The sequence below is a fragment of the Herbiconiux solani NBRC 106740 genome, from assembly GCF_001571005.1.
Taxonomy (GTDB): Bacteria; Actinomycetota; Actinomycetes; order Actinomycetales; family Microbacteriaceae; genus Herbiconiux; species Herbiconiux solani.
This window is the reverse complement of sequence record NZ_BCST01000006.1, coordinates 56,343-77,207: the sequence shown is the minus strand read 5'-3', so window position 1 is coordinate 77,207 and position 20,865 is coordinate 56,343. Positions and strand designations below refer to the sequence as shown.

The following is a 20,865-nucleotide window of genomic DNA, read 5'->3' as shown; positions in this document are numbered from 1 at the left end:
CCGTAGCCGGGCCCCGACCCGATCGGCCCCTGTTCAGGCGAAGGTCGTCGACTCCGCGACCTTCTCCAGCCGCGAGGCGAAGACCTTCGCGCCGCGGCTCTCGAGGGAGGTGCAGCAGAACGACTTCGTCATCCGCATCGAGTTGATCGTCGACAGGCTGCGCACGACCGTGGTCTGGTCGCGGTCGTCGAAGCTGTAGCCCAGCTGCGACTCGAGCGTGTCGAGGTAGACCTTCTTGTTGGTCTTGCCGAGCCGCGCCGGCAGGCCGCCGTAGTAGTACGCGTCGAAGGCCCGCAGGTAGGCCTCGTGCGCCTCACCGGTCTGGTGGGTCTGCGAGCTGCGGCGGACGAGCGTGGTCGGCTCTCCGAGGTCGACGAACGCCGGCGCGAAGAACGCCCGGTCGACCCCGACCACACCGGCCCAGAGGTTGAACGGCAGCTCGGTGGTCTCGTCGAGCATCGAGGTGAGCGCGAGGTCGTCGAGCAGCGACGCCTTGAGCAGGAAGTGGTCGAACACCGGCCCGGGCGAGGGCACCAGGGCGTCGCCGTTGAGCTCGCGGGCGATCGCGGGGAAGCCGCGCTCCTCGAGGCAGCCGCACTCGCGGGCAGCGACGGGCCAGTCGAACTCGGGCTGGAACACCGACCAGGTGCTGAGCACCTGGACCGCGTCGTCGTCGGCCTTCGAGGCGGCCAGCGCCAGGAAGTCCTCGGACAGCCAGACCGCACCCGTGTCGGGCTCGCCGAGCGACTCGGGCTGCACGTGCACCCACGCCGACAGCGACTCGTCGCCGAGCGTCCACCAGCCGAACACGGTGCCGCCCAGACGGAACGATCCCGCACGACTCGGCGACACCGCGGAGGGTGTCGTCCCGGTCATCTCAGCCTCGGCCAACTCAGGCCCTCCCTCGGATGGTCGCGGCGTACCGGCCGCGGGTGATGATCATGTCGAAGTGGTCGACCCACGACGAGCCCACGTTCACCAGGCGCTCCAGGCGGGCCGGGGTGAAGGTGGAGTAGGCGTTCGCCTCGGTCAGGAAGTAGGCGTCGAACCCGGCCGACTGGAACTGCCGGATGGCGGCCAGGATCTCGCGATCGTCGCGCCACTGCGAGGGCGTGATCTCGCAGAACAGCGTGAGGTTGCGGGGCAGCTTGCCGCTGACGTCGAGCGAGCCGAGCACATCCTTCTCCATGCCCTGCACGTCGATCTTGACCACGTCGCTGCGGAAGTGGCGCACCAGGTCGTGCAGGGTGGCGGTCGTGACGTGCGGGGCGATGCTGCCGGCGACCCGGTCGACGCCGACGCGCGTGTTGCCGCGGTTGCCGTCATCCGGAACCACCGACCACGCCAGCTCGGGCGAGTTCGTGACGGCGCCCTCCAGCAGCAGGGTGTTGTCGAAGTTGCTCAGGTTGAGGCTGGCGAGCTCGAGGTTCGCGCGCAGCGGCTCGACGGCCACGACGGTACCGCGCGGGATCTTCTTGGCCACGACGGTCGAGAAGTACCCGACCATGGCGCCCACGTCGAGGAACGAGCTCGTGGGGCTCAGGCTGTCGAGCACCGCGGAGAGCACCGTGCCGTCCCACTCCCGCTTGCGCTTCATGTACGGGGTGACGACCTGATCGGCCGAGGGCACGAGCACCTCGATGCCGTGGGCGCGCACCCAGGTCGCGGGCTCGATCGGGCCCGCGGGCTCGAAGGTCGGAAGGGGCTGCGTGTCGGTCTGACGCGGACGCATCACTCGAACATCCGCCCCACGACGCGCTTGAGCGCCGTGCGCCGGCGGCTGCCCACCGGGAACACGACGACCGACTGGTCGAGCAGGCGGCGGCGCACCGAGACGCCGCCGGTCGCGATGACCTTGCTGCGCAGGCGCTCGTCGAGCCGGAACTGGCGGTGCCGGAGCAGGCTGTCGAAGGCCGCGGTGACGACCCGCTGCGCCGAGTCGGTCCACTGGTACTCCTGCACCTTGGCCGCCCACAGCTCCTGCTGCTTCTGGCGTGCCGGCAGGTCGGTGACGAGCTCGAACAGCGTCTGGGCGTCGGCGGCGTCGTCGCGGAGGCTCAGGAAGCGCGCGCCCTCGGGAGCGATGTCACCGAGGCCACCGCCCTGGGAGGAGATCGGGGTCGAGCCGTACTGGATCGCCTCGGACGGGATCATGCCCCAGCCCTCGGTGATCGACGGCGACGCCACGAGGGTCGCGCCGCTGATCAGGCGCGCCTTGTCGCTGTCGCTCACCCGGCCGAGGAAGTTGAAGCAGTCGGCGTCGGAGAGGCGGATGAGGTCGTTCTGCAGCTGCGACGAGTCACCCGTGTCCGGGGTCGGCCCGGCGAACACGAACTGACCCTCCCAGCCCAGCGACTTGAGCCGGAGGCCCACGCGCATGAGCCACGGCACGTTCTTGTGCAGGTAGTTGGTGCCGAGCACGAGGATGTAGGGCGAGTCGCCGAGCGACTCGATGCCCGGGTTCTCCAGGTTCCAGTTCTGCGTCGCCGCGGAGGACTCGGGCGAGCCGTTGGGCAGCACGAAGACCTTCTCGTGGTCGCTGGTGCCCGAGTAGTACGCGGTGAGCGTCTTCTCGACGTGCGGGGTGAGCACGCCGATCGCGTCGGCGTTGTCCCAGCCGCGGCGGGCGACGATGTTCTTGGCCGAGAAGTCGGCGTAGTCGTCGGCGTAGTGCGGGTTCTGCAGCGCGATCAGGTCGAGCATCCAGATGATGTTGCGGCGGGCGTAGCCGGCGAGCGCCGGCCAGGTGGCCCCGGTGAAGTCCTGGTACGGGCGGAACGCCACGTCGATGTCGACCCGGCGGGCGTACAGGTCGCCGAGCGTCGTGACCTCGATCGTGTCGACCTTCGCCTCGCGGAGCATCGCCCGGAGCGGATGCACGCGGTCGGGTGCCGCGACCCAGATGACGCGCTGCACGTCGGGGTGCAGGGCCAGCTTCCGCGACAGGGCGAAGCTGCCCTCGAAGGTACCGGTGAGGTTCGGATGGATGAGCTCGGCGTCGATCGCGATCGTCAGACCGTGGATGGTCGCGTAGGTGTGGCGGCGCACCCGGTCCAGCGGCGTCGACTCGTCCGCGGCGAACTCCGTGATCCAGTCGTACCAGAAGCCGAAGCGGCGGTTGACGAGCTCGTCGTTGTCGATCTTGCGCCAGTTCAGCGACACCTCACCGAAGGACTCGCCTGTGGCGTGGTAGGCGTAGACGTCGTCGACGGCGATGTGCGTGAAGCCGTAGGCGACGCAGCGCAGCGAGTAGTCGACCTCTTCGCCGTAGCCGGGGCTGAACTCCTCGTCCAGGAGGCCGACGACGTTGAGCGCGTGACGCGCGAAGAAGGTGCAGAAGCTCGTCGCGACGGGCACGAAGGGGCGCACCTGCTTCGAGGCGGCCGAGACCTTGGTCGCGATCTGGGCGAACTCGCCCACGCTCGGCGGCTGCAGCTTCCACGACTCCGGGCCCTCGACCGTGAAGATCGTGGCGTTCGCCGAGAGGGCGGTGGCGGTGGCGATGTCCGTGCGCGAGCGGGCCGCGGCGATCAGCCGGGTGTCCCACTCGGGGCCGACGATGATGTCGCTGTTCAGCACGATCACGTCGGCGGGTGCGAGCTTCTCGAACGCGGTGTTGAGGTTGCCCACAACGCCGCGGTTCTTCGGCTGACGGTAGTAGAACACCTGGCGGCCGGCGGTCTTCTCGATCTCGGCGAGCTCTTCGACCGCGATCTCGCTGGGACCGGCGTCGTCGAAGACCACGATGGGGGTCTCGGTGCTGGTGTGCTCGAGCAGGCTCGTGACGCAGAGCGCCCAGGTCGAGCCTCCGGAGAAGAGGGTGAGGGCGGCGACCACGTCGCCCACCTGGATGGGCCGACCGAACAGTTCGTCGGTGTCGGTGAGAGCGAAAATCGTGGAGCCCTTCGTCGTTTCCTAAGTGCGGCTCATGATATTAGACCATGCCCGGCTGAACCCCCGGGTCCGCTGTTCGTCAACTGTTACTGTGTAGCGGTGATCAAGACCTTCGGCAACTCCTTTGTGGGCCGCGACAACGCACTCGGCTTGATCCGGCTGATCCTCGCCGCCATGGTCATCGTGTCGCACGCTTTCCCCACCGGGGGCCTCGGCGACGACCCCTTCGGGCCGTGGGCGCACAACCAGACCAACCTCGGCGGAGTGGCCGTGGCCGGCTTCTTCGTGCTGAGCGGCTACCTGATCACCAAGAGCGGCAAGAACGCCGACGTCGTGCAGTTCGTCTGGCACCGCTTCCTCCGCATCTTCCCGGCGTTCTGGGTGGTGCTCCTGGTCGGCGCGTTCATCGTCGGCCCCATCGTCTGGCTGTCGAACGGCGGCACGCTCGGCACCTACTTCACGACCGGGCCGCTCAACCCGTTCGGCTACTTCTACAACAACTGGAACCTGACGGTCACCCAGTACGGCATCCACGACATCTACGTCAACGACACGCCCTACGGCGCGATCACCGGGTTCAGCATCTTCAACGGCTCGCTCTGGACCCTGGCCTACGAGTGGTCGTGCTACCTGATCATCGCAGCCTTCGTGCTCTTCGGGGTGCTGAAGAAGGCGCGCGCGCTCGTCCTCATCGTCACCGGTGTGTTCTTCGCCCTGCAGGTCGCCAAGAACCTCTCCCCCGACAGCTTCGGCGGCCTTATCCCGCTGCTGTCCGACCCGCGGCTGGTGAACCTCGCGCTGGCGTTCCTGGTGGGCGCCTGCTTCGCCCTCTACGCCAACGAGATCGTCTTCGACTGGCGCCTGGGCATCGGCGGCCTGATCGTCGTGCTGGTGAGCCTCCACTACGGCGGCTTCGAGATCGTCGGCTACCCGGCGATGGCGTACTTCCTGCTCTGGCTCGCGGCCGCGCTGCCGTCGCCCTTCCGGCGGATCGGGCGGGTCAACGACTACTCCTACGGCATCTACCTCTACGGGTTCCTGCTGCAGCAGTTCCTGGCGTCGTTCGGCGTCGAGAAGCTCGGCATCGTGCCGTTCATCCTGATCGTCTTCGTGCTGTCGCTCGGCTGCGCCTGGCTCAGCTGGCACCTGATCGAGAAGCAGGTGATGAAGCTGAAGAACCGGGGCCCCGGTCAGGGCATCGCGTTCTGGGTCAGCCGCGCGCGGCAGTGGCGGCAGTCGCGGCGGGGCGGTACGACCGAACCCCGGCCAGCACCCGTTCCTGCTGAGAATCACTGAGCCCCGCGTAGAGCGGCAACCGCACGAGGCGCTCGGAGAAGTCCCGGCTGCGGTCGAGCGGCCGGAGCGTGCGGCCGAACCGGCGTCCCGCCGGGCTCGCGTCCAGCGGTACGTAGTGGAACGCGGCCCGCACGCCCTGCTGACGCAGGTGCGCGATCAGGCCGCCTTGGGCCTCGTGGTCGGGCATCAGCACGTAGAAGAGGTGCGCGGTGTGCTCGAAGGCCGGTGCATCCGACATCAACCGGGCCCCGACCCCGTCGGCCCAGTCGCCGAGGTTCGCGGCGTAGGCGTCCCAGACCCGGTGGCGTTCGGTCTGGATGCGGTCGAACGACTCCAGCTGCGAGTCGAGCACCGCGGCGTTCAGCTCGCTGAGCAGGTAGCTCGACCCGGTGTCCTGCCAGGTGTACTTGTCGATCTCGCCGCGGAGGAAGCGGGCGCGGTTCGTGCCTTTCTCCCGGATGATCTCGGCCCGCTCCATCAGAGCGGTGTCGTTCACGAGCAGCGCTCCGCCCTCGCCGCAGTGCACGTTCTTGGTGTCGTGGAAGCTCTGGGTTCCGAGGACGCCGACGGTGCCGAGCATCCGGTCGGAGCCGTCGCCGTGCGTGAGGCCCGAACGCCCGCCGACCCCGTGCGCGTTGTCCTCGACGACGGGGATGCCGAGCGGCTCGGTGACCGCCAGCACGGAGGCCAGGTCGACGGGGACGCCGCCGTAGTGCATCACCGCGACCGCGCGGGTGCGTTCGGTGATCGCCTCGGCGACGAGGGCAGGATCGATGTTGCCGGTGGCCGGATCGATGTCGACGAACACCGGCGTCGCCCCGCGCAGCACGACCGCGGTGGCCGCGGAGGGGAAGGTGAAGCTCGGCATCACGACCTCGTCGCCCGGGCCGATCTCCAGCAGCAGGGTCGCCATCTCGAGCGCGTGCGTGCAGGAGGTCGTGAGCAGAGCATCCCGGGCGCCTTGGATGGCCTTCAGCCGCGCGGTGGCCGAGGCGGTGAACCGACCGTCACCGTGGGAGTGGTCGGAGTCGAGCACCGCTTCGAGGTTCGTCAGCTCGCCGGGGGTGCGGAAGGGGCGGCTGAAGACGATCTCATCGAGCACCGGGTGCGGGATCCGTTCTGTCGGGGCGAGGGGTGGCGGGCGCGGCGACCTGGCCGTCGTCGGGCATGATCGTCTCGGGGTTGTCGACCACGAGGTAGAGCGGGCGGCCCATCGCCACGTTCAGCGAGACGCCGATGTACTCGGCGATGATGCCGAGCGACACGAGCACGGCTCCCGAGCAGAGCAGCAGCACGACGATCGTCGACGCCCAGCCCGCGGTCTCGCGGTCTTGACCCACCTCGGGTGAGACGATGATGTAGACCGCGATGGCCAAGCCGATCAGGGCGATCACGCCGCCGAGCACGCTCACCGCGCGGAGGCCCGCCGTGCCGCTGGTCAGCACCATGCGCCAGAAGTAGGCGAACAGGGCCGGCAGCGAGTAGCCGGAGACCCGGCCGTCGGCCGAGCGCAGCCGGGTCGGCACGGTCGCGACGCGGTTGGTCACCCAGGAGAGCGCGACGTCGAGGTAGACGCCGGTGGCGGCGAACTCGGCGAGCTTCCGGCCCATGTCGCCACGCACGAGGCGGTAGCTCTGGAACTGCGAGGCGTCGGGCAGGTGGAAGGCGGCCCCGAGCATCCGCTTCGAGCTCTTCGAGGCGGCGCTGCGGAACAGGCCGTGCGGGCGCTCGTTCGTGAAGCGGGCGTAGACGACGCCGGCGCGTTCGCGGATCGCGGTGTCGAGGAAGGCGCCGATCGAGGAGGGGTCGTGCTGGCCGTCCTCGTCCATCGTGAGGATCCACCGGCCCGTCGAGATCGCCATTCCCGCGATCGTGGCCGCGTGCTGCCCGAAGTTGCGGCTGAGCCACAGGATGCTGACGAAGGGGTACTGCCGCTCGAGCGCCCGCATCACGGTGTCCGAGTGATCGGGCCCGTTGTCGTGCACGAGGATGACCTCGGAGATGCGGTAGCGCACGCCGTCCGGCGTCACGGCCCCCTGCGTGAGCGGCGCGAGCTCGGAGACGACGGCCGTCAGGGTGCGCTCGCCCTGGTAGACGGGTACGACCACGGAGATGGTGTACTCGGTCACGTCGCGGATCGCGTCGTCGTGGGGCACAACACGGGAAGCTATCACTTCCGCATCTCCAGGAAGTGGAAGCGGCCGTCGGGCGAGTCGAACGAGGTGGCGCCGGGCTGGCCCGTCTGGCCTCCCGACTGCTCGCCGAGCTGCTGCTCGAGCTGGCCGATGAGCCCGGCTCCGTCATCCGCGAACGCTGCACGATCGACGACGATGCCGCAGCTGTCGATGCCCTGGAGCGCGGTCAGCATCTCGGGCACGGGCAGCGAGCCGTAGGCGCCGACCTGGTCGATCGGGGCGCGGCCCTTGATGCCGCCGCCGGACCAGCGCAGGGTGTCGGAGTGCAGGAACATCCGGAGCTGCTCCGAGTCGGTCACGCCGTTCACGGGCGCCGACTCGGGGAAGGCGATGTAGGGCAGCTGGTAGATCAGGCAGCCGGGCTCGACGTCGGCCTCGATCTGCTGCACGAAGCTCTGGTCGGAGTCGAAGCTCGCGACGGTGGCGGCGCGGGCTGGCGGGTCGATCGGCGGGATCTGGTCCCAGACGGCGACCACGAGGAGGAGGGCGGCCAGCGGCACTGCGACGACGGCGCGGCGGGATGCGGCGGGGCGGGCTCGGCGGGCCGCATCCGGCTGCACACCGGGGCGCGTTCCCTCCGGCTGCCCGTCGGGGCGCGTCGCCACCGCGGCGCGGCGGCGCTTCGACACCCACCGCACGAACCGGTCGAGCAGCAGCCCCACCGCGGCGAGCGCGATCATCGCGATCAGGATGGCGATGCGGTTCCACGAGCGGATCGGGAAGTCGATAAACGAGAGCAGCGTCGAGAGCCCGCCGACCGTGCCGAACAGGAAGGCCACGAGCACGAGCCCCGCGAGCACGACGAGCGTGTTCACGGTGCGCTTCGGCATCGCCCAGCGGGTCTTGCCGGCGGTGAGCAGGTAGTAGACGGCGACCACGACGAGGGCCACGAACCCGGCGGCGGCGATCAGGCCGAGGGCCGGCTCCTCGGAGGGCAGCGGGTAGTGCGCGTCGTACAGCTGGCGCAGCGTCGCGAACGGGCCGAAGCGGTGCCCGGGCACCGGCAGCAGCAGCGCCGACAGCTTGAAGGAGTAGAGCTCGGCCTCGGGCGGGCTCCGCACGAGCACCGCCTCGTTCACGCCGTTCGCGAGCCGGTACAGGATGCTCGGGGTCAGGTTCACGAGCATGGTGCCCGCGATCACCAGCCCGGCCGCCGCGGCGCCGAAGAACCGGCGCCAGCCGTGCGTCTGCCACAGCTTCGCAAGCCCCACCACGGCGAGCACCAGGGCGACGAAGACCGAGTAGTAGCTGGAGGCGGTGCCGAGGAGCACCAGGATTCCCACGGTCGCGAGGTTGCGGCGCGAGAGCACCTTCCGCGACCACAGCGGCATCCCTCGGGCGGCCCGGTACACGACCCCGAGCGCGAGCGGCACGACGAAGTAGGCGGCGAGGAAGAGGTGCCCCTCGCCCTTGATGAAGTGGTACGGCGCGATCGCGAAGGCGACGGCGAGTGCGACCGAGAGTGTGCGGCTCACCCCGACGAGCCGCAGGAACCACACCGCGGTGATCGCCGCGAGCGGGAAGCCGATCACGAAGTAGACGTTCATCGCGACGCCGAAGTCGTTGGTGAACAGGCGCAGCACGTCGGCTGCGATGAAGTGCAGGTTGTCGGCCTGAGGATAGTCGCTGTAGAACTGGCCGTACGGCGCCCCGAGGGCCGGTTGCTGGGTGAACCAGCCGGTCTCGATGATCGTCTTGAAGTGCGAGGCCACGGCGAGCGCGTCGCCGGAGTAGTAGAGCGGAACGCGCCAGTCGAGGTTCCAGAGGTCGAGCCCGTACCAGACGGCCACGAGCGAGAGCACGGCGGCGGCGGCGTAGGGCAGCCAGCGCCAGCCGGTCAGGCGCGCGATCACGAGGCCGCCTTCATCCGCCGGCTGTTGATCGTGTAGTAGGCGCGGCGGGCCAGGGCCATCGCCTCGGCGCGGCGGTTGCCGATCCAGACGTCCCGTTCGGTGATGGTGTCCGGGGCCTGCTCGCGGCACCAGGCGTGGTACGCCTTGGCCTGGGAAGACTGCTCATCCATCAGCGCGACGCTCCACTGCCCCTGGTTCACCCGGAAGCCGGCGAGGGTGCGGTCGACCGGCAGGTAGTCGCCGCGGAGCAGCACCGAGGTGTAGGTGGTCTGGTCGATCAGGTACGGGAACCGGGCGTCCCAGCCGCCCGCCTGCTCGAGCTCCGCGCGGCGCATCGTCACGCATCCGGGTTCGCCGAACACGTTCGTGCCACGGCGCACCGTCTGCCGCACGGCTTCGACCCCGGGCTGCACCCGGCGGGGCACGCCCTGCAGGCCGCGATTGGGGATGGTCACGGAGCCGCGGGCGTCGAGGATGTCGCGGGGGCTCGAGACGAGCACGACCTCCGGATGCGCGTCGAGTGCCTCGGAGTGCGCGGTGAGCGCCCCCGGGTAGAGGAGGTCGTCGCCCGGGAGGAGCTTGAGGTACTCCCCCGTCGCGGCCTCGGACACCCGGCGCCAGTTCGCCTCGGCGCCGCCGCCGGTGGGGGTGGTCAGGATGCGCAGCCGCGGGTCGCCGACAGCCGCGCGCTCGATCTCGGCGACGGTCGCGTCGGTGGAGGAGTGGTCGGCGATGACGAGCTCGAAGTCGGGGTGGTCCTGGTCGAGCACGGAGCGGACGGTCGCGGCGATGAAGTCGGCGTTCTGGTAGCTGGGGATGACGACGGAGAGCTTGGGCATCAGTGCTTCCTCCGCGCGTCGTCGGGCCCGTCGGCCTCGTCAATTCCGGCTGCCTCGTCGATCCCGGCTGCCTCGTCGGCGGGGCGGCGGAAGGAGAACCCCTTGTGGCCGAACCAGCTGATCGCGACGGTGATGACGAGGATGCACAGCTGGGCGAGGATGCGGTTCCAGCCCAGGTTCACCAGGATCGGCAGGATGACGGCGTTGATGCCGATCGAGACGAGATAGACGCTCTCGAAGCGGGCGAGGTCGCGCCAGACGTGGCCGCGCACGCGGAAGACGAAGCGGCGGTAGAGCACGAAGGCGATCAGCACGCCGATCACGTGGGCGCAGAACAGTGTGGCCAGTGACCCGATCGTCTCGTTGACGGCCCGGTCGAGCCAGGCACCGACCGTGAGGTCGAACAGGATGAACAGCACGAATCCGAAGCCGGTGTTGAACCCGCCCACGAGCAGGAACGCGAACTTCTGGTCCTTCACGACCCGCAGCAGCAGCCCCGGCTGAGCCTCGGAAGTCTGACCGTCCCGGCCGCCCTGGCCACTGACCCGGCTGCCGTGGCCGCTGACCCGGCTGCCGTCTCGCGCCCCGCTGCCGTCGCCGGCGCGCTCGGCGTCCACCGCGCCGTCCGAGTTGCCCGGCTCTGTCACGTGCACACTCTAGGCCCCCCGCCTGGCGAGACCGCCCCGCGACACCCGCCAGCTAGAATCGGTGGCGACCACATCGCGAGGAGACCTCCCCACATGAAGATTCTTGTCACCGGCGGAGCCGGGTTCATCGGCTCCAACTTCGTCCGCCGCACGCTCGAAGACGCCTACCCGGGCCTCGAGGGTGCCGAGGTCGTGGTGCTCGACGCACTGACCTACTCGGGCAACCTCGACAACCTCCTCCCCGTGGCCGAGAACCCCCGCCTCACCTTCGTCAAGGGCGACATCCGCGACGGCCAGCTGCTCGACGACCTCTTCCCCGGCCTCGACGCCGTGGTGCACTTCGCCGCCGAGTCGCACGTCGACCGCTCGGTGCGCGACGCCTCGATCTTCGTCGAGACCAACGTGCTCGGCACCCAGCAGCTGCTCGACGCGGCGCTCCGCAACAACCTCCCCCGCTTCGTGCACGTCTCCACCGACGAGGTCTACGGCTCGATCGCCGAGGGCTCCTGGGCCGAAGACCGTCCGCTCGAGCCGAACTCGCCCTACTCGGCGTCGAAGGCCGGCAGCGACCTGCTCGCGCGCAGCTACCACCGCACGCACGGCCTGAACGTCTCGATCACCCGCTGCTCCAACAACTACGGGCCCTACCACTTCCCCGAGAAGGTCATCCCGCTCTTCGTCACGAACCTGATCGACGACAAGCACGTGCCGCTCTACGGCGAGGGCAACAACATCCGCGACTGGCTGCACGTCGACGACCACACCCGTGGCATCGCCATGGTGCTGGTCGGCGGCCGCGCCGGCGAGATCTACAACATCGGCGGCGGCACCGAGCTCACCAACAAGGAGCTCACCCAGCTGCTCCTCGACGCGACCGGCAAGGACTGGTCGTATGTCGACCGCGTCGCCGACCGCCTCGGCCACGACCTGCGCTACTCGGTCGACATCTCGAAGATCCGCGACGAGCTCGGCTACGAGCCCCTCGTGCCGTTCGAGCAGGGCCTGGCCGACGTGGTGCAGTGGTACCGCGACCACCGCACCTGGTGGGAGCCGCTCAAGGCCCGCGCCGCCCTGGTCTGAGCCGACCGGCCACCCCGCCGATCCGCCACATCCGCGGGTCCGCCCATCCGACGATCTGAAAGACGCTGACATGCCGCGCTACCTCATCACCGGTGCCGCCGGGATGCTCGGCCACGACCTGCAGGCCGCTCTCGCCGGCCGCGACGTGGTCGCGCTCACCCGCGCCGAGCTCGACATCACCGACGCCGAGGCCGTGGCCGCCGCGGTCGCCGGTGTCGACGTGGTCTTCAACGCGGCCGCCTACACGGCGGTGGATGCGGCGGAGACCGATGAAGAGACCGCCCACCTGGTGAACGCGGTCGGCCCCGCGACCCTCGCCGAGGCGACCGCGGCGAACGACGCCAAGCTCTTCCAGATCTCGACCGACTACGTCTTCCAGGGCGACGCCACGACGCCCTACCCCGAGGACGAGCCCCGCGATCCGCTGAACGCCTACGGCCGCACCAAGGCCGGCGGCGAGGAGGCCGTGCTGCGCCTGAACCCCGCGGGCGGCTACGTCGTGCGCACGGCCTGGCTCTACGGCGCAGCCGGCCCGAACTTCCCCGCGACGATGCTGCGCCTGGGGCGCGAGCGCGACAGCGTGAGCGTCGTCAACGACCAGGTCGGGCAGCCCACCTGGACAGCCGATCTGGCCCGCAAGCTCGTCGAGCTGGCCGACTCGGATGCTCCGGCCGGGGTCTACCACGGCACCAACTCGGGGCAGGCATCCTGGTTCGACTTCGCCCAGGCAACCTTTCAGGAAGCCGGACTCGACCCTGATAAAGTCAAGCCAACGGACAGCTCGCAGTTTGTTCGTCCCGCCCCGCGGCCCGCGTATTCCGTACTCGGGCACGACGCGTGGTCCCGAGCGGGATTGGAGCCCATGCGAGACTGGCGTGCCGCTCTGCACGAGGCGGCGTCCTCGGGAGTTTTTGGAGAGTAATGGCCACGCTGCGGGTGATCGTCGACCAGCTGGTCGCACCCGTCCCCGGCGGCATCGGGCGGTACACGCTCGAACTCACCAAGCAGCTGATCGCCACCGCGCCGCGTAACTGCGACGTCGAGGGCATCGTCTCGGCGATCTCGAACGAGAAGGCCGAGGAGATCGAGACGCGGCTCCCCGGACTCGCGGGCCTGCACCGCGCCACGCTCCCCCGTCGTGAGCTCGCCGCGGCCTGGCAGCACGGTGTGATCGGCTCGTCCGGCTCCGGGATGGTGCACGCCACGAGCCTGCTCGCCCCGTTGCGGAAGCACGATCGCCGCGCCGACCTCGGCACGCAGACGGCCGTGACCATTCACGATGTCGTGCCGTGGACGCATCCGCAGACCCTCACGCCGCGCGGGGTGACCTGGCACAAGGCGATGGCCAAGCGGGCCGCCCGCTACGCCGATGCGATCGTCGTGCCCACGCACGCGGTGGCGGAGGACCTGTCCAAGTACTTCAACTTCGGCGACCGCGTTCGGGTGATCGGCGGCGCGGTCAGCGAGCTGCTGCGCCTGCCCGCCGAGCCCTCGGCCCGCGCGGCCGAGCTCGATCTGCCGGCCCAGTACATCCTCGCCGTCGGAACGCTCGAGCCGCGGAAGGGCCTCAGCGCCCTCATCCAGGCGCTCGCGCACCCCGCCACCGGCGACCTGCCGCTTCTGATCGCTGGGCCCGATGGCTGGGGCGAGTTCGACGTGGCTTCGGTCGCGGCTGCCGCCGGAGTGGATGCGTCGCGCATCCGCGTTCTCGGATTCGTCAGCGACAGTGACCTCGCCCTGCTCGTCGACCGGGCCACGGTGTTCGTCTACCCCAGCCTCGCCGAGGGGTTCGGGCTGCCGCTCGTGGAGGCTTTCAACTTCGGCACCCCCGTCATCCACGCCGACGTGCCCGCCCTCGTCGAGGTCGCGGCCGGATCGACGTTCGTCGTCACCCGCACCACCGCCGACGCCTACGCGGGCCAGCTCGCCGAGGCCATCGGCGCCGTCGTCACCGACTCCTCGCTCCGCACCCGTCTCTCGATCTCGGGCCTGGACCGAGCCCGAGCTTTCTCCTGGCGCGACTCGGCGGACAAGGTCTGGCAGCTGCACGCTGATCTGTAGCTAGTTGCCGCGCCGCCGCCTCTGCGGCGCGGGCGACATGTTCGCGTGCCGTCTCGCGGCGCGGCCTTCGGTCGTGCCGCGACTCGACGCGCTCACCCTGGGTCGTCGAGTAGGGCCTGTTGCGTTTGTGTTCCGTGCCGACCGACTGTCCTCGATCCGTCAGTTGTTGTCGCTAAAGGGTGCGTATAGCGACAACAAGTGACGGGTCGTGGGCCTTGGTGCCTTCACCTGCCGGGGCGTGAGAGACCATTTTGGGGCCTTCACCTGCCGGGACGTGAGACGCCGTTTTCGGTGCCTTCACCTGCCGGCAGCCAGATGTCAGCCGGCGGTGTCCGTGCTGGGGGTGGGGTTCAGCGCAGCCTGCACCGTCGTCCGCACGAGGTCCCAGTCCGGGTCCTCCGGGTCGATGAGCGGGGGCGTGAGGTCGATGCGGTCGATGGGCTGCGACTTGGTCTTGAGGGCCAGGTCGAGGAAGTACGAGAGGGTCGACTGGGGGATGTCGGTCTGCACCACCTGCGTGCCCGCCTCGACGATGCCCTGGAACTTCGTGAGCACGTTCACCGGCTGGAACTGGTTCAGGATCGCGGTCTGCAGCTCGCCCTGGCGCTGCATCCGGTCGTAGTCGCTCGTGGTGTGCCGCGAGCGCGCGTACCAGAGGGCCGTGTAGCCGTTCATGTGCTGCTCGCCGGGCCAGATCCAGCCCTCGATCTCGTTGCCGTCCTCGTCGCCGCCCATCGGGAGCTTCTCGGTGACGTTGATGTCGACGCCGCCGAGTGCGTCGATCAGGTCGGAGAAGCCCTGCATGTCGATCATCACGTAGTACTGGATGGTGATGTTGAGGGCCCCCTCGACCGCATCCTTCGTCGCCTCGACGCCCGGGTTCGACCCCTCGGCGTCGGCGTTCGGGTAGAGATCCTGATCGAAGGCCTCGACGCGGGGGTAGAGGAAGCTGATCTGGCAGTCGCTGCCGCAGTCGTAATTGCCGTCGGGCGCGTAGTCGGTGCCGATCAGCGGCGAACCCTCGCGCAGCGGAACCTGCTCGAGGTTGCGCGGGATGCCGATCATGGTGGCCTTGCCGGTGTCGGCGTCGATGCTGACCACGGTCATGCTGTCGGGCCGCATCCCGTCGCGGTCGGGGCCGGCGTCGCCGCCGAGCAGCAGGATGTTGTAGCGGCCGTCGACCGGAGGCTCGGCCGCGGCCTGGGCCGAGAACACCGAGCTGAGCCCGGACTGCGCCACGTTCGCCAGGTACGCGGCGCCTGCGGCCCCGCCGGACGTGACGACGAGCAGCAGCACCGAGAACAGCGCGAGCGCCGGCCGGGCCCGGGTGCCGACGTTGACCAGGCGCACGAGCCGCAGCGTGTCGAGCGTGAGGATGACCCAGAGCACCGCGTAGGCGACCAGGACGCCCTGCACGATCGTGAGCGGCACCGGGTTCGTGGCGACCGAGAAGATGACCTGCGGCCAGATCAGGTAGATCACGATGCCGAGGATGGCCAGGATCCAGAGCGCGAACGTGAAGTACAGCCCGAACCGCCCGAGCTTGCGGTTGCCCGCCAGCACCTGGGCCGAGCCCGGGATCAGGAAGTTGAGCACCACCAGCCACCAGCCCCTGACCGTCATGGCCTTCGGGGAGCTGGTGTCCGGGTAGCGGATCGGGCTCGCGGTCGAGTTCGCGGTCATCGTGGTCATAGGCGGGTCTGCAGGTCTGCGTTCTTCTGTTCGACGAGCTCGGTGAGCCCGGCGCGGTAGGCGTCCAGCGCGTCGGCTAGCTCACCATCGGCGGTCGAGAGAATGCTGACAGCCACCAGCGCCGCGTTCTTCGCGCCGCCGATCGAGACGGTCGCGACCGGGATACCCGCGGGCATCTGCACGATCGACAGCAGCGAGTCGAGGCCGTCGAGCCGGGCGAGAGGCACAGGCACCCCGACGACCGGGAGGGTCGTGACGGCGGCGATCATGCCGGGCAGATGCGCCGCACCGCCGGCACCGGCGATGACGACCTTGAGGCCGCGCGACCGGGCACTGCGCCCGTACTCGATCATCTTCTCAGGGGTGCGGTGGGCGGAGACGACCTGCACCTCGAAGGGCACACCGAAGTCACGGAGAACCTGCACGGCGTCGCTCATGACCGAGAAGTCGGAATCCGACCCCATGACGACGCCCACGAGCGGCTGTTCGGAGGGCATGACGCCCATGCTAAGTGCGCCCTCCCCCAGATCCGGTCAGCGGCACGCGCGTCGTCCCGCACTCTCGCCCGGGTACGGCGCTCACCTCGTCAGGTACCTGCCCAGTTCAGCCACGACGCGATCCGTGACGGTGTTCGGCCCCCCCAGGACGACGATGCGGTACGGCGCGAGCCGACGGAGTTCGAGCGCGACGGACGAGGGGATGCTGTCGCGATTCACCAGCAGGACAGGTGCGCTGTTCGCGATGGCCGCCGGAGCGCCGGACAGGGCATCGGGGAAGACCTCGCCCGAGGCGATGTACACGGTGTAGACGCCGTGTTCGAACGACCGGGTGGAGGCCGCCGCCGAGACGGCGAAGCGGTCCGGACCATCGATCCGGATCACCGGCGCGATCGTCTCGATCGCTTCGGCGACAGGCGGGCTCACGGTGTTCGGCCCTCCCACGACGATCACGTACGAAACAGCCAAGCGGCGGAGTTCAGTCGACACGGCTGCCGGCAAGGTGTCTTTCTGCGTCAGCAGCACGGGGCCTCGCTCGAATCCGCTCATGGGAGAGGCGGACAGGGCATCGGGGAACGTCTCGCCCGAAGCGATGTACGCCATCGACGCTCCACCGGCGAAGGCCATCTGGGAGATTGCGGACGACACGGCGTACCGATCCGGTCCGGCCACCCTCGTCACGCTCCGGCTGAATTCACCGAGCGCCACCTCCACGGACGCAGCGATCGTCGCCTCACCGCCCAGGACGATGATCTTCTGGGGGTTCAGTCGACGGAGTTCTTCCGCGGTCGACGCCGGTACGTCGTTCTTCCTGACCAGCAACACCGGACCGCGTCTGACGCCGGCGGCCACCGAACCGGAGAGCGCATCGGCGAACCCTTCGCCCGAGGCCACGAACACCACCGGCACTCCGGGAGCGAACGTATCCGCCGACGCCGCGGCCGCGACCACGTACCGGTCCGCGCCCCCGAGCCGCTCGACCGACGGGGCAGGGTTCACCGTCGGGTGATACCGCGAGATCAGAGTCTGAGCGTCTCTCCGCGCGAAGTAGAGATCGTGAGTCTGCGGATCGATCGTGATCTCGGGAACCCATAGTTCCGTCACGCTGAAAGGTTGATCGACCTCGAGCGTGATCAGATTCAGCGTCTCGATCGAGGGCTTGCCGAAGTCGAACTGGATGACATAGACGATTTTGAGGGCTTCATCGATCGCGATTCCGTTGATGTTGTTTTCGAGCGCTGTCGAACGGCCGGTCGGTGAAAGGTCTGCGGTGTCGAATCGCTCGAGGTGGTGCGTCGGCGTACTGAACCCGACGAACAGCTGTCCTGCGCCCACTGCGAGGCTTACGGGCAAAGCCTCGGTGGGCGACGTCAGGAAGGACCCGTCCTCTCCGACCACAGCGATATGAGCGGGCATGTAGCTCGCAATGAATGCCTTGTGACGTTTCGGGTCCACCACGATGTCGACCGGTCGCGACCCTGTTTCAGCCATCCGGCGCTCGCCCGAATCGAGATCGATCACCGCGACGTTCATGGAGACCGAGTTGGCGACGAAGAGCATGTTCGCCACCTCGTCCACCGCCATCATCGTCGGCCGGCTTCCGCCAGTGGGCAGCTTTTCGAGCACCCGATAGGCCGTGGATGACGTCGGGTCCCCGTCGATCACGGTGACCTCCGCCTGCAGAGAATCAACAAGGAACAATCGATGGGTGACACGGTTCACTGAGAGCGCCGCCGCATCGGAGCTCGTTGGAAGAGTCGTGACCAGGCTCAGCCCGTTGCCGGTGGTGTCGTAGACGAATAGCTTGTCGTTCTCGGCGTCGAGCGCATAGGCGCGCTGCGTGAAATGGTCCAAGACAAGGCCTTGGGGTATCCCCGCCGGCTGGCCGACCTCGGCCACGAGCTCAGCCGAGATCGCTCGACTGCGCGTGGGCGCCGCATTCGCAGCCGGGAGGATGGTCGCTTGAAACGTAATCAAGAGCGCGATGCCCGTGAAGAACGCAAGAACACGCCGAATATGCTCACTCATGGAATGAGCATAGCTCAGCTTCGCGAGAAAAGCTCAGCCGGCGAAGAAGGCGGCAGCGGCACGCGCTCGGAAGACGACGTCGTCGAGATCGTCGCCGACCGCCGTGACGTGCCCGATCTTGCGCCCGGGCCGCGGCGACTTGCCGTAGAGGTGCAACTTGACCGTGGGCTGGTCGGCGAGGGCCCGGGCGGCGGGGCCGTCGAGGTCGCCGTCGGCCGGGCCGCCGAGGATGTTCACCATGACCGCCCAGGGCTCCCGGATGCCGGTCGCACCGAACGGCAGGTCGAGCACGGCCCGCAGGTGCTGCTCGAACTGGCTGGTGGTCGAGCCGTCGATGGTCCAGTGGCCGGTGTTGTGCGGGCGCATCGCCAGCTCGTTGACCAGGATGCGGTCATCCGTCGTCTCGAAGAGCTCGACCGCGAGCACGCCGGTGACCCCGAGCGACTCGGCGATCGTGGTGCCGATCTGCGCCGCCATCTCGGCCAGGCGGAGCGACGCCCCCGGAGCCGGGGCGATGACCTCGGCGCAGACGCCGTCGCGCTGGATCGACTCGACCACGGGCCACAGGGTCAAGTCGCCGCTCGGGCGGCGGGCGACGAGCTGGGCGAGCTCGCGACGGAAGTCGACGAGCTCCTCGGCGAGCAGTGCTCCGCCGTTTCCGTCTTCGTCGAGCGCCCGGAACCAGTCCTCGGCCTGCTCGGCCGCCGTCACGACCCGCACGCCCTTGCCGTCGTAGCCGCCGCGGGCCGTCTTCACGACCGCCTGCCCGCCGTGATCGGCGAGAAACGCGTCGAGCTCGTCTGCATCCGCGACCCTCGCCCAGTCGGGCATCGGCACGCCGAGCTCACCGAGCCGCTCGCGCATGGCCAGCTTGTCCTGGGCGAACTGCAGCGCATCCGGACCGGGCTGAACGCTGATGCCCGCATCGACGAGCGCACGGAGCACGGTCTGCGGCACGTGCTCGTGGTCGAAGGTCACCACGTCGACGTCGCGGGCGAACCCGAGGACCGTCGCCGCATCCGTGTAGTCACCGACCTCGGTGGCCGCGATCGCGGCCGACATGCCCTCGGCCTCGGCCAGCACGCGAATGTCGATCCCCAGCTCGATCGCGGGAGGGATCATCATCCTCGCGAGTTGTCCGCCACCGATCACACCCACACGAGAAGTCACGGCACCAGCCTACCGGCGCCGTAGTGCGGCGTCGCGGGGGTCGGATGCTCGGTCAGCTCCCCGAGGAGCGCCGCCACCAGCCGCGCGCTCGGCACGTCGCGGAGCACCAGCGTCAGGTCGGGCCCGGCGACCACCCGCACGTCGCCCGAGCCCGCCATCGCCTGCAGCGGCCCGCGCCGCAGCCGCACGTCGGTCACGCGGGCGAGATAAAGGTCCTGCCGGTGCCGGACGAGGAAGCCGCTGCGCGCGATGATCCGCCGATCGGTGATCGTGTAGCGGTGGCCGAGCCAGGCGAAGAAGGGCACCAGGGTGCAGAAGAAGAGGAGCGCCGCGGCGACGCCGAGCGCCAGCCAGTTCTGCCACTCCTCGGCGAACCGGCCGCCGAACCAGCCGAACGCCGTCACGGTCGCGAAGAGCACGAGCACCGGCAGCACGAGCCGGCGGGCGTGTGGGCGTACCCGCAACAGGATGCGCTCGGGCGCCGCGTCGCGCACCCGCTCGACGTTGGTCGTGTAATCGGTGTGACCGGCGAAGCCGTAGGGCTGGGGGGTGCCGCCGAGCAGGTCGTCGAAGGCGGGGGCACCGGATGCGGGTGCGCCGGATGCGGCGGGCCCGCCGGGCGTTCCGGGCGCGCCCCAGCCGAAGCGCTCCGTCTCGTCGTTCCGCCTGGCCATGTGCACATTCTCACCGGTCAGGCCCGGAATCAGCTGTCGCGATGCCGGAGATGCGTCACATCGCCCGCCGCGACCACGAGCTCACCCTCGTCCGTGTCGACCACGAGCCGCCCCCCAGGATCGATCGTGCGGGCCGTCCCCGTGCGGAACGACGGACCGGGCAGCTCCACCCGCACGGCCCGGCCAAGGGTCGCCGACTCCCGAATCAGCGCCGCCAGCAGGCCGCTCGCCTCGGGGTCGCCGCGGTGCGCCGCCCAGTCGTGGATGAGCTGGGTGAGTTCGTGCAGATAGGCCGCGAGCACCGCATCCACGGTCACCGCCGCCGGGTCGGCACCCGCGAGCACGAGCGAGGTCGCGGCGGGGGTGGGCAGCTCGTCGGAGGTGAGGGAGAGGTTGACGCCGGCGCCGATCACGATGCCCGCGGCATCCGGCAGCAGTTCGCCGAGGATGCCGGACACCTTGAGGCCACCCACGAGCACGTCGTTCGGCCACTTGAGCGCGACCGCGCCCGCGCCCGCAGCGCCCGACGCTGCCGCGCCGCCGCGCGCACCGCCACCGCCGACCGCATCTGAAGCCGCGCCAACGCCGCCCGCGCCCGCCCCTCCCGAACCCTCCGGCACGAACCCCCGCACCGCCCGGGCCATCGCCAGCCCCGCGATCAGCGGCACCAGCCCCCACCGATCCCGGTCGATCTCGACCGGCGGCCGCAGCAGCACCGACACGGCAAGCGAGCGCCCCGCCGGCGCCGCCCACACCCGCCCGAGTCGCCCGCGCCCCGCAACCTGGTCGTCGGTCGCGACGACGGAGAGGTCGGGCCAGTCCGAGCCCGTCGGCCCGGTCGCGGCCTGCGCGAGCACGTCGTTCGTGGAGCCGGCCTGCGCCATCCAGACCAGCTTGGGCGTCAGAGGAGCGGAGAGCGGCAGATCCATGGCCCCACGC

At 69.5% G+C, this 20,865-nt stretch carries 18 protein-coding genes; 4 read left to right on the top strand and 14 right to left on the bottom strand.

Annotated elements, in window-relative coordinates; genetic code table 11:
* Positions 1-33 precede the first annotated feature (33 nt).
* The 3 genes from HSO01S_RS12010 to HSO01S_RS12000 are packed head-to-tail and all read right to left on the bottom strand — an operon-like array spanning position 34 to position 3,846.
* On the bottom strand, positions 34-876 hold the full coding sequence (locus HSO01S_RS12010; RefSeq protein ID WP_066041704.1) for a hypothetical protein: 843 nt from the start codon (positions 874-876) through the stop codon (positions 34-36).
* A gap of 16 nt (positions 877-892) precedes the next feature.
* Positions 893-1,732 carry an FkbM family methyltransferase gene (locus tag HSO01S_RS12005; RefSeq protein ID WP_066041703.1) on the bottom strand — a complete coding sequence of 280 codons (840 nt, stop codon included), beginning with the start codon at positions 1,730-1,732 and terminating at the stop codon, positions 893-895.
* Positions 1,732-3,846, bottom strand: coding sequence for a glycosyltransferase (locus tag HSO01S_RS12000; protein WP_066041701.1), 2,115 nt, complete (start codon positions 3,844-3,846; stop codon positions 1,732-1,734). The genes HSO01S_RS12005 and HSO01S_RS12000 overlap by 1 nt, the downstream gene beginning before the upstream one ends.
* Before the next feature lie 147 nt (positions 3,847-3,993).
* Between HSO01S_RS12000 and HSO01S_RS11995 the strand changes: the two genes are divergently transcribed.
* Entirely contained in the window at positions 3,994-5,190 is a 1,197-nt protein-coding gene (locus HSO01S_RS11995) for an acyltransferase family protein (protein WP_066041700.1), read from the top strand.
* Here the strand turns inward: HSO01S_RS11995 and rffA are convergent.
* Genes rffA through HSO01S_RS11970 form a run of 5 tightly spaced genes read right to left on the bottom strand, consistent with a single transcriptional unit; the run spans position 5,105 to position 10,724 of the window.
* Entirely contained in the window at positions 5,105-6,292 is a 1,188-nt protein-coding gene (gene rffA, locus HSO01S_RS11990) for a dTDP-4-amino-4,6-dideoxygalactose transaminase (protein WP_066041699.1), read from the bottom strand. The genes HSO01S_RS11995 and rffA overlap by 86 nt on opposite strands.
* Complete coding sequence (locus HSO01S_RS11985; protein ID WP_245635994.1) at positions 6,282-7,346, bottom strand: glycosyltransferase; 1,065 nt, start codon at positions 7,344-7,346, stop codon at positions 6,282-6,284. Before HSO01S_RS11985 ends, rffA begins: the two co-directional genes overlap by 11 nt.
* 14 nt (positions 7,347-7,360) lie before the next feature.
* Positions 7,361-9,238, bottom strand: a complete 1,878-nt coding sequence (locus tag HSO01S_RS11980; RefSeq protein ID WP_066041697.1) for a hypothetical protein — start codon at positions 9,236-9,238, stop codon at positions 7,361-7,363.
* Positions 9,235-10,077, bottom strand: coding sequence for a glycosyltransferase family 2 protein (locus HSO01S_RS11975; RefSeq protein WP_066041694.1), 843 nt, complete (start codon positions 10,075-10,077; stop codon positions 9,235-9,237). Before HSO01S_RS11975 ends, HSO01S_RS11980 begins: the two co-directional genes overlap by 4 nt.
* Entirely contained in the window at positions 10,077-10,724 is a 648-nt protein-coding gene (locus tag HSO01S_RS11970; protein WP_245635993.1) for a GtrA family protein, read from the bottom strand. The genes HSO01S_RS11975 and HSO01S_RS11970 overlap by 1 nt, the downstream gene beginning before the upstream one ends.
* 93 nt (positions 10,725-10,817) lie before the next feature.
* Here HSO01S_RS11970 and rfbB point away from each other — a divergent pair, with 93 nt between their 5' ends.
* The 3 genes from rfbB to HSO01S_RS11955 all read left to right on the top strand — a co-directional run bounded on the left by rfbB (position 10,818) and on the right by HSO01S_RS11955 (position 13,865).
* The gene (gene rfbB, locus HSO01S_RS11965; protein WP_066041693.1) at positions 10,818-11,804 is read left to right on the top strand and encodes a dTDP-glucose 4,6-dehydratase; all 987 of its coding nucleotides are present in this window, start codon (positions 10,818-10,820) and stop codon (positions 11,802-11,804) included.
* 70 nt (positions 11,805-11,874) lie between these two features.
* Entirely contained in the window at positions 11,875-12,726 is an 852-nt protein-coding gene (gene rfbD, locus HSO01S_RS11960) for a dTDP-4-dehydrorhamnose reductase (protein WP_066041691.1), read from the top strand.
* A complete protein-coding gene (locus HSO01S_RS11955; RefSeq protein WP_066041689.1) occupies positions 12,726-13,865 on the top strand; it encodes a glycosyltransferase family 4 protein in 1,140 nt (379 codons plus the stop codon). Before rfbD ends, HSO01S_RS11955 begins: the two co-directional genes overlap by 1 nt.
* Positions 13,866-14,183: 318 nt before the next feature.
* On the opposite strand, the gene HSO01S_RS11950 is transcribed toward HSO01S_RS11955, so the two are convergent.
* The 6 genes from HSO01S_RS11950 to HSO01S_RS11925 form a co-directional block, all read right to left on the bottom strand.
* Entirely contained in the window at positions 14,184-15,557 is a 1,374-nt protein-coding gene (locus HSO01S_RS11950; protein ID WP_245635992.1) for an LCP family protein, read from the bottom strand.
* A complete protein-coding gene (gene purE / locus HSO01S_RS11945) occupies positions 15,554-16,063 on the bottom strand; it encodes a 5-(carboxyamino)imidazole ribonucleotide mutase (protein ID WP_066041685.1) in 510 nt (169 codons plus the stop codon). The genes HSO01S_RS11950 and purE overlap by 4 nt, the downstream gene beginning before the upstream one ends.
* A 72-nt stretch (positions 16,064-16,135) precedes the next feature.
* Positions 16,136-18,082: a cell wall-binding repeat-containing protein gene (locus HSO01S_RS11940; protein WP_084361613.1), complete on the bottom strand. Its 1,947-nt coding sequence runs from the start codon at positions 18,080-18,082 to the stop codon at positions 16,136-16,138.
* A gap of 33 nt (positions 18,083-18,115) precedes the next feature.
* The gene (locus HSO01S_RS11935) at positions 18,116-19,252 is read right to left on the bottom strand and encodes a 5-(carboxyamino)imidazole ribonucleotide synthase (RefSeq protein ID WP_157079042.1); all 1,137 of its coding nucleotides are present in this window, start codon (positions 19,250-19,252) and stop codon (positions 18,116-18,118) included.
* Positions 19,249-19,926, bottom strand: coding sequence for a PH domain-containing protein (locus HSO01S_RS11930; RefSeq protein ID WP_084361612.1), 678 nt, complete (start codon positions 19,924-19,926; stop codon positions 19,249-19,251). Before HSO01S_RS11930 ends, HSO01S_RS11935 begins: the two co-directional genes overlap by 4 nt.
* Before the next feature lie 29 nt (positions 19,927-19,955).
* Positions 19,956-20,855: a biotin--[acetyl-CoA-carboxylase] ligase gene (locus HSO01S_RS11925; RefSeq protein WP_066041679.1), complete on the bottom strand. Its 900-nt coding sequence runs from the start codon at positions 20,853-20,855 to the stop codon at positions 19,956-19,958.
* Positions 20,856-20,865 lie beyond the last annotated feature (10 nt).

Excerpts from the sequence above, each read along its gene's own strand:
- HSO01S_RS12010 (WP_066041704.1), bottom strand. The coding sequence starts at position 876 with ATGACCGGGACGACACCCTCCGCGGTGTCGCCGAGTCGTGCGGGATCG.
- HSO01S_RS12005 (WP_066041703.1), bottom strand. The coding sequence starts at position 1,732 with ATGCGTCCGCGTCAGACCGACACGCAGCCCCTTCCGACCTTCGAGCCC.
- HSO01S_RS11975 (WP_066041694.1), bottom strand. The coding sequence starts at position 10,077 with ATGCCCAAGCTCTCCGTCGTCATCCCCAGCTACCAGAACGCCGACTTC.
- rfbB (WP_066041693.1), top strand. The coding sequence starts at position 10,818 with ATGAAGATTCTTGTCACCGGCGGAGCCGGGTTCATCGGCTCCAACTTC.
- rfbD (WP_066041691.1), top strand. The coding sequence starts at position 11,875 with ATGCCGCGCTACCTCATCACCGGTGCCGCCGGGATGCTCGGCCACGAC.
- HSO01S_RS11955 (WP_066041689.1), top strand. The coding sequence starts at position 12,726 with ATGGCCACGCTGCGGGTGATCGTCGACCAGCTGGTCGCACCCGTCCCC.
- HSO01S_RS11950 (WP_245635992.1), bottom strand. The coding sequence starts at position 15,557 with ATGACCACGATGACCGCGAACTCGACCGCGAGCCCGATCCGCTACCCG.
- purE (WP_066041685.1), bottom strand. The coding sequence starts at position 16,063 with ATGGGCGTCATGCCCTCCGAACAGCCGCTCGTGGGCGTCGTCATGGGG.
- HSO01S_RS11940 (WP_084361613.1), bottom strand. The coding sequence starts at position 18,082 with ATGAGTGAGCATATTCGGCGTGTTCTTGCGTTCTTCACGGGCATCGCG.
- HSO01S_RS11930 (WP_084361612.1), bottom strand. The coding sequence starts at position 19,926 with ATGGCCAGGCGGAACGACGAGACGGAGCGCTTCGGCTGGGGCGCGCCC.
- HSO01S_RS11925 (WP_066041679.1), bottom strand. The coding sequence starts at position 20,855 with ATGGATCTGCCGCTCTCCGCTCCTCTGACGCCCAAGCTGGTCTGGATG.